Genomic DNA, 14,492 nt, shown 5'->3' with positions numbered 1-14,492 from the left:
CCGAGCGCGACATCGCGTCCCGGCTGCACGTCGTGCTGCCGGGCTCACCGAACCGCGGAATGTTCGGCGGCGACGGCGCTTACGGCGAGGCCAAGTCGGCGCTGGACGCCTTGGTGAGTCGTTGGCACGCCGAGTCGTCCTGGGCGGCCCGGGTCAGCCTGGCGCACGCGCTGATCGGGTGGACCCGCGGCACCGGGCTGATGGGCCACAACGACGCGATCGTGGACGCGGTCGAGGAGGCCGGCGTCACCACCTACTCGACCGACGAGATGGCGGCAATGCTGCTGTCCCTCTGCGACGTCGAGTCGAAGGTGGCCGCGGCGGGTGCGCCGATCAAGGCGGACCTGACCGGTGGGTTGGGCGAGGCCAACCTCGACATGGCCGAGCTGGCCGCCAAGGCCCGGGAGCAGGCCACGTCGGCATCGGACGACGCGGCCGACGAGGCCGCCGCCGAGGGCACCATCGCCGCGCTGCCGTCGCCGCCGAACATTCCGCGGTTCGGTGAGCCCGGCAGCACGACGTGCAGCCGGGACGCGATGTCGCGCTCGGCGCCGATCTTCGACAGCCCACCGATGAGGCGCTGCACCGCCCACAACAGCACCTTCATCTCCATCTCGGAGCGAGAGCCGGCCTCGGACAGGTCGCCGGCGACCCGCGGTGCGGCGAACGGGAACAGCAGCGTCGGGGTCTGGGCGTCCTTGATGTGAATCGACTGCGGCCCAAGGCTTTCGGTCTGCTCGGTGCCCACCCATTCGACCAGCGCGTCGATGTCGGAGTAGGACGCCATGTTGGCGGCCACCACCCACAGCGCCGCGCCATACCGGGCGTGGTCGCGGTAGAGCCCGCGGTAGAACGCCAGCCGCTCGTCGTCGAGCTTGGACGTGGTGGCGATGACGGTGGCTCCGCCGTCGAGCAAGCGCCCGACGACCGATGCGGCGATCGAACCCTTGGACGCGCCCGTCACCACGGCGACTTCGCTGCTGTACGGGCCCTGATCCGGGTTCTCGGCCCCGGCCGCGATGCGGCCGTACAACGACGCGTGGATCTGACGACCCGCGGACAGGGCCTTGCCCTGCCACCAGGTGGCCTGGGTGGCCACGACATGGCCTGCGCCCTCGAACCTTTCGGACAATTCCACCCACCGGGCATCGATGTCGCCCTCGTCGGTCAGCCACAGCTTGACCAGGTCCTCGCGCGCGCTGGCCCACCGGTCGTCGAACAGCACGGCTTTCTTCGGATCGAACACCGGTGCCACCAGCCGCGGCCAGTCGGCGCCGAGTTCGGCGGTCACCAGGTCGATGAGCTCGGCGTCGGTGGCCTTGGACAGGCTAGCCGACGCGCTGACCGGGTCATCCAGGCCCAGCTGGTTGAGCACCAGGCGCGCCGCCGAGGCCAGCACGCCGTCGCGGCCGGTGATCTGCTCGGTGAATTCGCCCAGCGCGGCGGCGTCGATGGTCGCACCGCCGACGCCACCGCCCGAAGATGGCAGCGCCACCGCGATACCGCGCCGCGCGGCGACGGATGCCACCGCGGCGTCGATCACCTTGTCGACGGAGGCGGCGTCGGCCAGTGCACCCTCGTGCAGGTGGCCCATGGCGCCACCCCGGACACTGGTGCCCTCGCGGGTTCCCAGCGCGACCTCCACGGTGACGTGCTTGGCCCAACCCTCGCCGAGCTCCCAGGTCTTCTTGACCCGCTCGGCGATGGCGGCGGGCCGCTTACCCGAGGGCCCCAGCACCGTGCGCAACTGATCGTTGATGGCGTCGGAAAGCACTGGGCCGTAAGGCTTGTAGGTGCGAGCCAGCTTGGTGACCTGCGCGCGCAGCCCGGCCAGGTCGGCTTCGGCGGCGCCGTCGATGGCGCCCAGGTTCAGCTCCGAGCCCAGGTCCACCAGCAGCTGGTTGCGTCGCGACGACGCGCCGTCGGTGATCGATTCGATCGAGTCCAGCTCCTCGATCTGGTCGATGCGCATCTTGGCCGACAGCGCGATCAGCGCCAGCGTGGCGTCGGCGGCATCGAACCCGATGTCGTCCGGCCGAGCGCCCGACGCCGCTCCGGCGCCAGCCGGAGCGACGGCGGGGGCGACATTAGGCAGGGGCGCCGCCTCCGCCGCGGATGCGGCGGAATCATCCGCCGCCGGCTCGTCCTCGGGTTCTGGCTCGGGGTCGGTGTCGGTGGCGAACAGCACCGCCGCGTCACGCTCGGCGTTGAGCACTTCGACTGTGCTGTGGGCGTATTCGGGCAGCTTGAGGGTGTTGGTGGCCAGGCCCGCGACGGTCGGCGCGGACTTCACCCCGATCTCGACGAACCGCTCCACGCCGAGACCGCCGGCGGCCTCCTCGGTGAACAGCAGGTCCTGGGTTTCGATCCAGCGCACCGGGCTGGCGAATTGCCATGCCAGCAGCTCGATCAGGACGATGCGGGCCATCTCGATGCGGCGCTCGGCGAGCCAGGTGTCGTAGTCGGCGAGGATCGGGTCGAGCGGCTCGGCCGGCACCAGGTCGCGGATCTCCTGGATGAAGTCGCGGTCCAGGGTGAACGGACGCGGCACCAGGTTCGGGATGTAGCGGCCGATGATGACGTCGGGATCCTTGTCGCGCGGCATGACCCGGTCCAGTGACCGCCGGAACTCCGCCACACCGACCCGCAGCACGCGCGAGTGGAAGGGCACGTCGATGCCGGGCACCAAGATGAATGAGCGCTTGCCGCCGGTGATCTCGCGGCGCCGCTCCACCTCTTCCTCGAGCGCTTCCAGGCCGCGCACCGTGCCGGCGATCGCGTACTGGGAACCGCGCAGGTTGAAGTTGACGATCTCCAGGAACTCGCCCGTGCGCTCGGCGATTTCCGCGACAAAACCCGGCACCTCGTCGTCGGGCAGGTCGATCTGCGACGGCCGGATCGCCGCCAGCCGGTAGTTGGACCGGCCCAGCTCGTCGCGCGGGACGATGTCGTGCATCTTCGAGCCGCGATGAAACACGGTCTCCAGCAAGGCTTCCAGCTCGTAGATGCCCGTCACGCAGGCCAGCGCGGTGTACTCACCGACGGAGTGGCCGCAGGCGATCGCGCCCTCCACGAAGGCGCCCTGCTCGCGCATCTCGGCGACCTGCGCGGCGGCCACCGTGGCCATCGCGACCTGGGTGAACTGCGTCAGGTACAGCACGCCCTCGGGGTGGTTGTAGTGCACACCGCTGGCGATGATGCTGGTCGGGTTGTCCCGGACCACGTGCAGCACCGAGAAGCCGAGGGTCTCGCGGGTGAACTTGTCGGCCTTGTCCCACACCTTGCGGGCGGCCTTGGACCGGGCCCGCACGTCCATGCCCATGCCCTTGTGCTGAATGCCCTGGCCGGGGAAGGCGTAGACGGTGTGCGGGGCCGCCAGGCGGGCCGTCGCCGACATCACCAGATCCGATCCGACCTTGGCGGCGACCTCCAAAACCTCGGCGCCCTGGTCGATTCCGACGCGGTCGACGCGGAACGCGACCTCGTCGCCGGGGCGCACCATGCCCAGGAAGCGGGCGGTCCAGCCGATCAGCCGCGCCGGCGGGCGGGCCTGGCCATCGGTGGCGGTCACCGCGTGCTGGGCGGCGGCCGACAGCCACATGCCGTGCACGATCGGCGATTCCAGGCCGGCCAGCAGCGCGGCGGCCCGGTCGGTGTGAATGGGGTTGTGGTCACCGGAGACCACCGCGAACGGACGCATGTCGACCGGAGCGGTGATGGAGACGTCGCGGCGGCGTCGACGCGGGGTGTCGGTCGCGTTCGGCGAGACCGCACCACCCGCGCGGGTCGGGTCGGCCAGTTCGGCGGCGCCGGTGCGACCCAGGATGGCGAAACGCTCGGCAAGGGTGGCGATCACCTGACCGTCGGTGTCGGCGATGGTCACCGAGACGGGGACCACGCGTCCCATGTCCGTGTCGATGGCCGCCGAAGCCGTTGCGGCGATGGTCAATTGGGACCGGACCTTCGGCAGGCTGCCAACCATGTGGGCGGCGTGATCCAGGTGCACCAGGCTCAGCAGTCCCTCGACGACCGGGACGCCGGCATCGGTGACGGCCGAGCCGATCGCCGAGAAGACGGCCGGCCAGCATGGCCCGACGAGCGCGTCGGGCACGGTGGTGAGGCTGGGCGCCAACGGTTCTCCGAAGGTTGCCGTGACACCGGTGTGGTCGGCGACCCGCTCGGGGTCCCAGTCGACGGTGACGGTGGCCGTGCCGTCGGTCACCGCGGGCAAGAAGTCCGGGCCGTCGACGCCGGCCGCGATGGCCAGCACCGCCCGCATGGCCGTGGCGGCGTCCTCGGTGGAGACCACCGGGGTGGCGCCGTCAACGGTGTTGGGCGGCAACGTGAATGGGATGTCGATCCAGGTGCCCGAGACGGGCACACTGAGGACGACGCGGTCGCCTTCGACCTGCAGCCGCGCCCCGGTGGACGAATGGGTGGCGCGGCGGCTCTCGGGTCCGTCGTGCACCAGCCACTCGGCGGGGTCGGCGATGCGATGCACCGGGTTGGTCGCGGTGCGGCCGGCCCACTGGACGTCGGGGGCGTCCAGCACGACGGCCAGCGGCCCGGTGACGTCGGCGCGACCGGTCCGGCGTGACGTGACGGCCTTGGGCTCCAGTCCGGCGGCGAGCGCCTCGTCGATGGCCGCCTGCTCGAAGCGGTCCAGTAGCTCACCGATGGGCTCGTCCATCCGGGTGATGCCGGCGACGGCCGCGGTGCCCGGGATGATGCAGACCTGGTCGGCGTCGTAGCGGGCGTCGTGCGCCTGCCAGAGCGAGTCGCTGCGCCACCAACGCCGCACGTCCTTGTCGATCACCGGCACGAAGTTGACCGGCTTGCCCGGCGTCTTGCACAGGGTGACGAAGAACGGCACGTCGGCCGGGTGCAGCTGGACCGTCTCGGCGTCGGGGTAGCGGTCGACCAGCAGGTCAATCGCCGCCCCGGGGTTCTCCAGCAGGGCCTCGTCGTTGTACAGCGTCTCGATGGGGCCGAAATCCTGTGGGGCCAACCGCGCCTCGGCGCGTTGCAGCATCTGCTGGAAACGGTCGCGCCAGGTGTCGGCCAGCCACGGGCTGCCCGGCGAGGCGGTGTCGGCGGTGGAATCGCCGTCGCCGATGGCCAATTCGACGTAGCGCTGCAGCCATTGCAGGTAGGTCATCTCACCGACATCGCCGAAGTACGGCTTGGCGGTGTTGGCCATCGCGGCGATGATCTCGTCGCGACGCTCCGCGACGGCGTCCGCGTCACCGGCGACCTCGTCGAGCAGCCGGCCGCACCGCGAGGCGCTGTTGTCGATCTCGTGGATGTCCGCGCCGAGCTGGCTGCGGCTGGATGCCATTCCGCCCGAGGCTTTCCCGGCGCCGATCCACTGGTCGGTGCCCTGGGTTTCGACCAGCATGCGCTTGACCGACGGCGAGGTGGTCGCCTCCTTGGCGGCCATCGCCGCGGTGCCGACCAGGATGCCGTCGATGGGCATCAGCGGGAAGCCGTACGCCTGCGCCCAGCGCCCGGACAGGTATTCGGCCGCCCGCTCGGGCGTGCCGATGCCGCCGCCGACGCAGACGGTGATGTTGGGGCGCGACCGCAATTCCGAGTAGGTCGCCAACAGCAGGTCGTCGAGGTCTTCCCAGGAGTGGTGACCACCGGCGCGCCCGCCCTCGATGTGCGCGATCACCGGCTTGGTGGACACCTCGGTCGCGATGCGGATCACCGAGCGGATCTGCTCGACGGTGCCGGGCTTGAAGACGACGTGACTGATGCCGACCTCGCCGAGCTCCTCGATCAGCTCGACGGCCTCCTCCAGATCCGGGATGCCGGCGCTGATGACCAGGCCGTCGATGGCCGCGCCGGACTGGCGCGCCTTTTGCACCAGCCGCTTGCCGCCGACCTGCAACTTCCACAGGTACGGGTCCAGGAACAGCGCGTTGAACTGGTAGGTGCGGCCGTCCTCGAGCAGCCCGGCCAGCTGCTCGACGCGGTCGGCGAAGATCTCCTCGGTGACCTGCCCGCCACCGGCCAGCTCGGCCCAGTGACCGGCGTTGGCCGCGGCGGCCACGATCTTGGCGTCCACAGTGGTCGGGGTCATGCCGGCCAGCAGGATCGGCGAACGGCCGGTCAGCCGGGTGAATTTCGTCGAGAGCTTGACCCGCCCGTCGGGCAGGCGAACCAGCGTCGGGGCGTAGCTCGACCACGCCCGCGCCACCTCGGGGACGGCCCCGACGGTGAACAGGTTGCGCTGACCACCGCGGGTGGCGGCCGGCACGATGCCCACGCCCAGGCCGCGGATCACCGGCGCGGTCAACCGGGTCAGGATGTCGCCGGGGCCCAGGTCAAGAATCCAGCGAGCGCCCGCGTCGTTGACCCGGGTGATCTCCTCCACCCAGTCGACCGGACGCACCAGGATCGACTCGGTGAGCTGGCGGGCCAGCTCGACGTCCAGGCCGACCTTCTCGGCCCAGCCGCCGACGATGTCGATGCCGTCGGCCAGCCGGGGCGTGTGGAAGCCCACCTCGACCTGCACCGGATCGAAGACCGGCGCGAAGACGTCACCGCCGCGCAGCTTGTTCTTCCGGTCGGCCTCTTCCTTCTCCGAGATCTGCTGGCAGTACAGCTCGAAGCGGGACAACTGTTCCGGGGTGCCGGTGATGACGACCGAACGGCGGCCGTTGCGGATGGACAGGACGGGCGGCAGGACGGTGCGCACGTCCTGCGCGAACTCGTCGAGCAGCCGGCCGATGCGGTCGGGATCGGCGTTGGTGACCGACACCATCGGCGGGCGGTCGCCGAGGACCGAGATGCCGCGCCGGCGGGCCACCAGGGTCCCGGCCGCGCCGATCAGCTGGGCCAACGCCAGCAGCTCGACGTCGCGGGCGCCCCCGGCCTTGAGCGCCTCGACGGCGAGCACGCCCTGGGAATGTCCGGCCACGGCCACCGGGGGCGTCGCCTTGAGGTCCATCCCTTGGCGCGCCAGCGCGCGCACGGCCGCGATCTGGGTGAGCAGCACGCCCGGTATCGACACCGCGGCCGAGGTCAGGTGCTTGTCCGAGGGGACCGGATCTTCGGCCGCCAGGGCACGCACCCAGGTCAGCGGCTCGAAGCCGATCGGGCGGACCACGACGAGCTCCTTGGCCACCGGCTCGAGGACCAGGTTCACCTCGCCGACCAGCGTTGCCAGGTCGGACTCGATACCGGCCGACGACACCAGCTCTTCGAGGGTCTCCAGCCAGGCGCTGCCCTGGCCACCGAATGCGACGGCGTAGGGCTCGCCGGCCGTCAGGCGGTCGACAAGGGCGTGGGTGTCCCCGGCGTGTGGGGCCTTGCCTTGGCCGTCGCGGTCAGCGGACACCCGGTCGTGCTCGTGGATCGTCACCTTGTCTGTCTCCCCTGTATGCGTCTTTAGGTCTCGTCGTCTGGCGGTCACCACCGCCTGGCGGGCTTGGCGTCGATGCGGCGTGGTTCAGCGTCGAATCACTAGCCGGGAAACGGCTGGCCGGTGTGTTGTCGGCGGACCGCCCGAGTGGTGCACGGCGGCGCGACGGACTCCATCGGCTGTACTAAGAGTGTCATAAGGATCGGCGCTTGTTTCGCGTGCTGATTGGTTACTGGTGAGTTCTACGCATGGGTAACCGTGTCCTGGGTAACACGCGGTTTCACCTACGGCGCGGAGCCGATTCACAAACCCGCTGCGTGCAGGTGGTTACGGTCGAGTAGCTACAACTGCGCAGATCAAAGCAGTCTTGTTATCGAATCGTTACATAAAAATTTTGCGCCGCGGAGTGCCGTTGCGGCGCCCTCGGCGGCATCGGACGGCCGATGGCCGCGCGCACCCGTCGGGAAAACGAGCGAACGAGTGTTTGCTGGAAACTTTAAGAGTCGGCGTCCGGGCCGGGCCGGACGGCGGGATCGGAGACTAGGCCCACTGCCCGAATTGGGGCTTGAGGATCTCGTTGATGTCCACGCCGACGCCGCCGACGCTGCGTTTGTCGATTTCAACCTGGTGCAGGTTGGCCGCCGGGTGAGCGTACCCCTTGGGTGAACCCCAGTTGTGCTGCCAGAAGTAAGAGCCCAATCCGTCGTGCAGCGCCCAGTCGATCGTTTTCGAATTGGCGTACACGCCTGTGCGCTGATGACCGATCACCGACTCCCACGACCGCAGGTACGGCGCCACCTGGCTCTTGTACTGCTCGTAGGAGGGATCGTCGTCGATCGAGGCGTAAATGGGTGCGCTGGCGGGCCCACCGGCCGCGGCGTGCAGCTGCATCCCGCGCTGCGCGTGCTGCAGACCCGCGCTGGCACCGCCCAGCCAGTCCGCGGTGCTGGCCTTGCCGTACTGGTAGCAGGACACGATTTTGAGGCCATTGCTGTTGAGGTCATGCGCTTCGGCGACCTGGATCGGCTTGCCGAGCATCCAATTGCCGCCGGGGCGGCGGTCCGAGACATACCGGATCGCCCCCACCGCGCCCGCGGCCCTGATCTGGCTGGCCGGAATGACGCCGGCCGCGTAGTCCAGCAGGGTGCCCAGCGAGCCAGACGCCGGTGCGGCGCTCAGCGATGCGCCCGCAGCGCCCAGGCCCAGCAGGGCGGGGGTTGCGGCCGCGAATTTGAGCAGGTCACGTCGCGAAACGGAGGACACAAGCCACAGGGTACGACATAGACCCCATATGACACATTGATCACACGAGTCACATGTGCATCACAGTGCCGCATCGTTCGTTTGAACGGATCGGGGCGCGGGCAGCACGATGACGCTCACCGCCTCCAGTCCGCGACGAGCGGTCTGCTGGGCGATCTCCTCGATGAACAGCGCTGCCGCCGGGCTGATCGATGCCGCCCAGGCGCGGAACCCCTGCACGATCACCGGGTCGTGCTCCAAGAGCGGTTGCACTCCCCGCAGCACGCCGACCACGTCGTCGGGCAGCGGGTCGGTCAGCTGCTCGTCGATCCAACGGCGCGCAAGCTCCGCCGCCGCCGACTCGTCGTCGCCCAGCGCGATCACGTCGGCGGCCAGGTTGCGCAACCGACCGAACAGCACCTCGTGGCCCGGCGTCTCGGCCAGTCGCGACAGCAACGTGCTGGCCGCGTTCGGCAGCACCATTTGCCCGAACAAGGCGGGAACCGGTAGCTCCCACTCGTCGAACAGGTCCGCGTACATCGCGGCGACGGGCGCCGACAGCGGCGCGCTGAGCCGCCCGATCACGCCAATGCTGTCGCGGTGCGTCGTCGCCAACCGGTGCAGGATGTGCTCGTTGAGGTCGGCGCCGGAACACTGGGTGGCGGCGCAGGATTCGTCGATGGCCCGGATCAGTTGGTCGAGCCGCTCACGTTCTTGGATCAGCAGCGTACGGTGCTGGTCGAGCAGGCCGGCCAGCGTGCTGTGTCCGCCCTCCATCAGCCGGGCGATGTCGTTGATACCGACACCGAGGCTTCGCATCAGGTCGATGCGCAACAAATCGAGAACCTGCTCGACGCCGAAAACGCGGTAGCCGTTGGACAGATGTTCTGCGCGCAGCAGCCCAATTTTCTCGTAATGGCGAATACGGCCGGAAGCGATGCCGGTCAAGGCCGTGACGTCGCCGATCAGCAACTGCTCAGCCACTCCTTGACCTTACAACTGTTACAAGGTCTGTACTGGTCGGATGCAACACGGTCAGCTGATCGACCTGACCCGGCGCGCGTTGAAACTGGCGCGGGACAAGACGACCGACCTCGCACCCGGCCAGCACACCATCGACGCGCGGGACTACACGGGTATCGAGCGACACGACCGGGATCGCGCCATGCTGCTCGCCAGTCCTCAACTGGTCGGCTATGTCTCGGAACTTCCCGTCCCCGGCGCGTATTGCACCAAGACGGTGATGGGGCGGTCCATCCTGCTGACCAGAACCTCGGAGGGATCGGTCAAGGCGTTCGACAACGTGTGTCTGCACCGCCAGTCACAGGTGGCGACGGGATGCGGTATCGCCAAGCGGTTCACCTGCCCCTACCACGCCTGGACGTACGACAACACCGGGCACTTGGTGGCACTTCCGGGACGTGAGGGGTTCCCGGAAGTGACCGTCAAGTCCGACGGCCTGACCGAACTCCCGGCCACCGAGTTCGCTGGATTCCTTTGGGTGGCACTGGATCCCGGGGCGACATTGGATGTGGCCGCACACCTGGGCCCGCTCGCCGAGGAACTGGACTCCTGGGGCATCGGGCGCTGGTCGCCGCTGGGCGAGAAGGTGCTGGACTCCGCGATCAACTGGAAACTGGCCATCGACACCTTCGCCGAGAATTACCATTTCGCCACCGTCCATCAACAGACCTTCGCCACCGTTGCGCGCAGCAACTGCACGCTGTTCGACTCCTACGGGCCACACCACCGGTTGATCTTCCCGCTCAACACCATCCTCGAGCTCGAGGACGTGCCGGAGGATCAGTGGAATCCGTTCCACAACATGGTGGTGATCTATGCGCTGTTCCCCAACATCGTGCTGTCGGTGACCATCGCCAACGGTGAGCTGTTCCGCGTCTACCCCGGCGACCGGCCCGGCAGGTCAATCACCGTGCACCAGAACGCAACTCCGCAGGACCTCTCCGACGAGGCGGTGGCCGCCGGGGCTCAGGCCATCTTCGAATATGCACATGCCACCGTGCGCGACGAGGACTACCGGCTGGTCGAGCGGCTGCAAGCCAATCTGGAGTCCGGAGTCCGCGATCACCTGGTGTTCGGCCGCAACGAGCCGGGTTTGCAGCATCGCCACATCACGTGGGCCCGCGCGCTTTTGCGCTCAGCCGCCGTCGACTGACAGCACCGCGATAAGATCGTCGAGAAGCTTTGCCAGCGCGTCGTTTTCGACGGGCGCCGAGCTGAACAGCAGCTCAACGGCGTCCTTGCGGCGCCCGGCGGCCACCAGGGGTACCAGCTGATCCACCATCCTCTGCAGTCGGGGCTCCGGCGGTGTCAGGTTCGCGACAGTGGTGGACAGCACCTCGACGAGTTCCCAATCCCGGTATAGCGCCAGCGAGCGTTCGTTGAACGCGAAGCCCGTCACCGGTTCTCCCCACATGGTCCCACGGTAGCGGTAGGGGCCTTCCATGTATTCGATCGGCAGCCCGTGCGCCGGGGCGGGCACCAGCGGCTCGCCAACGAGATCTAATTGCAGTGTGGGACAGGTGATCCGGTGCCGATCCGGCATATACCGCGCCGGGGCGAGTGGTCGCACCAGCGGTCGCATGGCCTCCGGCCATCGCACGTAGCTGCTGACCGTGACCTCGATGTCTTCGGCGCATTGCGGCGCGATCGTGGGGTCTGGGTGGCTTGTCGTGATTCCGGTAAACGGTTGCAGCGCATTGCCATCTGTGCGGTCGAACTGGCGCCAGATGCTCAGGTCGACGCCGTTGTCGAAGTTGATCGTGCGCCATTCGTGCGACCTGGCCCGCGGGTCTCCCGCGGATCCACCTCCGCCGGCGTACTTCGGGAACCACTGCCTGTCGACGTGCCCGCTGGTGCCGGACACCTGCGCCACCACGTCCCCCCAGCGCAAGGTGCCGGTCATCGCCATTCCGGTCTGGAAATAGGAATAGGTGTCGCTTTGACCGAAGCAGACGATCTTTCCGTTGTACGTCGACGCACCCACCGGTGTCGGTGCGCGCGTTGGTGATACGGCCAGATCCAGTCGCATGGGCCGGCCGGACTGATCCAGTCCGACCAGGCTCACGCGGTACGTGTAGGGCAACAGTTCGCCATCGCCGTTACGACTGGTCGTCCACGACGCGGTACCCGCGCCGCTGTGATAGTTGATGTCGAGGTGGCCCGACGCCATCGTCAGCTTGGGCTGGGCGCCCGGCTCCATATTGGCCGGCGGCATGTCGTAGTCCGTGAAGGTGCCGTAGTCGCCGGTGTCGAGGTCGAACAGCGCCAGCGTGTAGAAGTCCGCGACCACCGTGCCCCCGGGCCGGTTCTTGTTGAAGATAGTCAGGAAGGCAAACGATCGATCGGTCTCGGCGGCGTCGAGCTGGCCGGCGATGAACCAGGTGTCCGATTCCTGGTCGGCATGTTCGCCTTCCGCGGCGGGAAACTCCAACTGGTCGTCGCCGGGCACCAACTGAAACGGGTAACTGCGCCAATCGCTGGTCATATCGGGCCTCGCTGCTTTTTTCGCTATGTTAGCGTGAATAGCGAAATTGCGGTCGCGGTCCGATCCCCTGAGGAAGTGCCCCGATGACAGAGACTTCCGGCCATCGCTCCTATAACGAGGTGTTCATTGGGGGCCAGTGGCGCAAGCCGGCCAATCCCCAGCAGCTCGCGGTGATCTCGCCGCACTCGGAGGAGCCGGTCGGGCACGTCCAAGTCGCCGGCCCCGAGGACGTCGAGGCGGCCGTCGCCGCCGCACGGCACGCGTTCGATCACGGTCCGTGGCCACGGCTGAGCCATGCCGAACGGATGGCCAAGGTCGAACAGCTCGCCGGAATCTATGCCGCCCACGCCGACGAGATGGCCGATCTCATCACCGACGAGATGGGGTCGCCGCGCAGCTTCAGCCGGATGGGCCAGGGTGCGGCCGCGGCGGCGCTGATGCACCTGTCGCTGGCCGCCGCCCGCGAGTTCCCGTGGCAGGAACGCCGCCAGGGCGTGCTCGGCGAGGTGCACCTGCGCAGAGCTCCGGTCGGAGTGGTCGGGGCGATCGTGCCGTGGAATGTACCGCAGTTTCTGATCATGCCCAAGCTGATCCCGGCGCTGATCGCGGGCTGCACGGTCATCATCAAGCCCGCTCCCGAAACCCCGTTGGACGCCTTGTGGTTGGCCGAGATGATCGAGCAGATCGGGTTGCCCGACGGCGTGGTGTCGGTGCTGCCCGGCGGTCCGGATATCGGTGAAGCGCTGGTGCGCCATCCCGGCGTGGACAAGATCGCGTTCACCGGTTCCAGCGCCGTCGGGCGCCGGATCGCCGCGCTGTGCGGCGAGCAGCTGAAGCGGGTCAGTTTGGAGCTGGGCGGCAAGTCCGCGGCCATCATCCTCGACGACGCCGACATCGACAAGACGGTGGCCGGCCTGAAGTCCGCGGGCCTGATGAACAACGGCCAGGCGTGCGTGGCGCAGACCCGGATTCTGGTCAGCGACCGCAAGCACGACGAGGTCGTCGACGCGCTGGCCGGCATGATGTCGGCGCTTAAGGTCGGCGACCCGGCCGACGAGTCGACGGACATCGGACCCCTTGTCGCGCAACGGCAACAGCGCCGCGTCCAGGACTACATCAAGTCCGGCCGCAGCGAGGGCGCTCGCGTCGTGCTCGGTGGCGAGCAGAGCCCGTCCGAGCGCGGCTGGTACGTGCAGCCGACGTTGTTCGCCGACGCCACCAACGACATGCGCATCGCCCGGGAGGAGATTTTCGGTCCGGTGCTGACCGTGCTGCGCTACCGCGACGAGGACGACGCGATCCGCATCGCCAACGAAACCGATTACGGCTTGGCCGGTTCGGTGTGGACCGCCGACATCGAGCATGGCCTGCAGGTCGCGGCTGCGGTCCGCACTGGGACCTACGGCATCAACATGTACACCTTGGACATCGGCGCACCCTTCGGCGGCTTCAAGCAATCCGGCATCGGCCGCGAGTTCGGGCCGGAGGGGCTGCACGAGTACGTCGAGCTGCAGACGCTGATAGCCAAGGGGCAGCTGCCGCCGCTATAGGTTTTGCGGGTGTCGGGCACCGCACGGACGACGCGGTAGGCGGCCGGGCATGTTCGGTTATTGGATGCCGCAACATCTTTGAGCTTCAAAGCTTTGCCGGTAGTGACCGGTACCGCATCAAGCTAGTTGTTTGGTGGTGGTTGGGGTTGGAAGGGTGTGTACCACCACCAGTCGGCGCGTTCGCCGATCGGTCCCGGACACGGCGCCACCGCAGGTGGGGGCCCGGTGGGTGGGCGCGCCAGCGATCCCGGGCTGAGCACTTGGCCTTCGTCGTCGCGGACCACGAGTGCGTGTGCGGGCCCGGTGAGGGTGAGGACACCGCGATGGTGGAGCCGGTGGTGGTAGGGGCATAGCAGCACCAGGTTGGCTAGTTCGGTGGGGCCGCCGTCTTCCCAGTGCCGGATATGGTGGGCGTGCAGGCCGCGGGTGGCACCACAACCCGGGACCGCGCAGGTGCGGTCGCGATGCTCGAGCGCGCGGCGCAGCCGCCGGTTGATGACCCGCGTCGCCCTTCCGGCACCGATGACGTGTCCGTGGCGTTCGAACCAGACCTCACCGGTGGCATCACAGCTCAGGTATTGGCGGTCGGCATCGGTAAGCAGCGGACCCAGATGCAGCGCCGCAGCGCGCTGCTCAACATCGACATGCACCACCACGGTGGTGTGCTGCCCGTGCGGGCGCCGCGCCGCCTCGACATCCCAGCCGGCCTCGACCAGGCGCATGAACGCCTCGACAGTGCCCGGCAACGGCGGCCGCTGATCACCCGCGCTGGTGGCCTGATCGTGTTTCCACTCGGCGATCAGCGCCTCACGATGCGGCGCCA

Annotated in this window: 7 protein-coding genes and 1 pseudogene; 2 read left to right on the top strand and 6 right to left on the bottom strand. The window is 68.5% G+C overall.

The annotated features are described in order from the left end of the window. Positions 1 to 79: 79 nt before the first annotated feature. From A5646_RS30365 to A5646_RS08125, 4 genes and pseudogenes are all read right to left on the bottom strand, one after another. Positions 80 to 253: a hypothetical protein gene (locus tag A5646_RS30365; RefSeq protein WP_369806918.1), complete on the bottom strand. Its 174-nt coding sequence runs from the start codon at positions 251 to 253 to the stop codon at positions 80 to 82. Between the two features lie 75 nt (positions 254 to 328). Continuing rightward, positions 329 to 7,369: pseudogene (locus tag A5646_RS08135) on the bottom strand (fatty acid synthase subunit beta domain-containing protein); the annotation flags it as partial. Between the two features lie 540 nt (positions 7,370 to 7,909). Beyond that, positions 7,910 to 8,632: a DUF1906 domain-containing protein gene (locus A5646_RS08130; protein ID WP_067021136.1), complete on the bottom strand. Its 723-nt coding sequence runs from the start codon at positions 8,630 to 8,632 to the stop codon at positions 7,910 to 7,912. A gap of 60 nt (positions 8,633 to 8,692) precedes the next feature. Next, entirely contained in the window at positions 8,693 to 9,595 is a 903-nt protein-coding gene (locus A5646_RS08125; RefSeq protein WP_066862563.1) for a MerR family transcriptional regulator, read from the bottom strand. A gap of 40 nt (positions 9,596 to 9,635) precedes the next feature. Here A5646_RS08125 and A5646_RS08120 point away from each other — a divergent pair, with 40 nt between their 5' ends. Beyond that, a complete protein-coding gene (locus tag A5646_RS08120) occupies positions 9,636 to 10,787 on the top strand; it encodes an aromatic ring-hydroxylating dioxygenase subunit alpha (RefSeq protein WP_066881013.1) in 1,152 nt (383 codons plus the stop codon). On the opposite strand, the gene A5646_RS08115 is transcribed toward A5646_RS08120, so the two are convergent. Further along, positions 10,770 to 12,119 carry a secreted hydrolase gene (locus A5646_RS08115; RefSeq protein ID WP_067021133.1) on the bottom strand — a complete coding sequence of 450 codons (1,350 nt, stop codon included), beginning with the start codon at positions 12,117 to 12,119 and terminating at the stop codon, positions 10,770 to 10,772. The genes A5646_RS08120 and A5646_RS08115 overlap by 18 nt on opposite strands. A gap of 83 nt (positions 12,120 to 12,202) precedes the next feature. Between A5646_RS08115 and A5646_RS08110 the strand changes: the two genes are divergently transcribed. Next, entirely contained in the window at positions 12,203 to 13,669 is a 1,467-nt protein-coding gene (locus A5646_RS08110; RefSeq protein ID WP_067021131.1) for an aldehyde dehydrogenase, read from the top strand. Between the two features lie 122 nt (positions 13,670 to 13,791). Here A5646_RS08110 and A5646_RS08105 read toward each other — a convergent pair. Beyond that, on the bottom strand, positions 13,792 to 14,492 hold a 701-nt coding region (locus tag A5646_RS08105), incomplete at its 5' end, for an HNH endonuclease signature motif containing protein (RefSeq protein WP_156765552.1).

Origin of the sequence: Mycobacterium sp. 1245499.0 (genome assembly GCF_001673615.1) — a bacterium.
Taxonomy (GTDB): domain Bacteria; phylum Actinomycetota; class Actinomycetes; order Mycobacteriales; family Mycobacteriaceae; genus Mycobacterium; species Mycobacterium europaeum_A.
Note: the sequence above shows the minus strand (reverse complement) of the source record. Positions and strands in the feature narration are given on the sequence as shown.

Excerpts from the sequence above, each read along its gene's own strand:
- A5646_RS08110 (WP_067021131.1), top strand. The coding sequence starts at position 12,203 with ATGACAGAGACTTCCGGCCATCGCTCCTATAACGAGGTGTTCATTGGG.
- A5646_RS08120 (WP_066881013.1), top strand. The coding sequence starts at position 9,636 with ATGCAACACGGTCAGCTGATCGACCTGACCCGGCGCGCGTTGAAACTG.
- A5646_RS08115 (WP_067021133.1), bottom strand. The coding sequence starts at position 12,119 with ATGACCAGCGATTGGCGCAGTTACCCGTTTCAGTTGGTGCCCGGCGAC.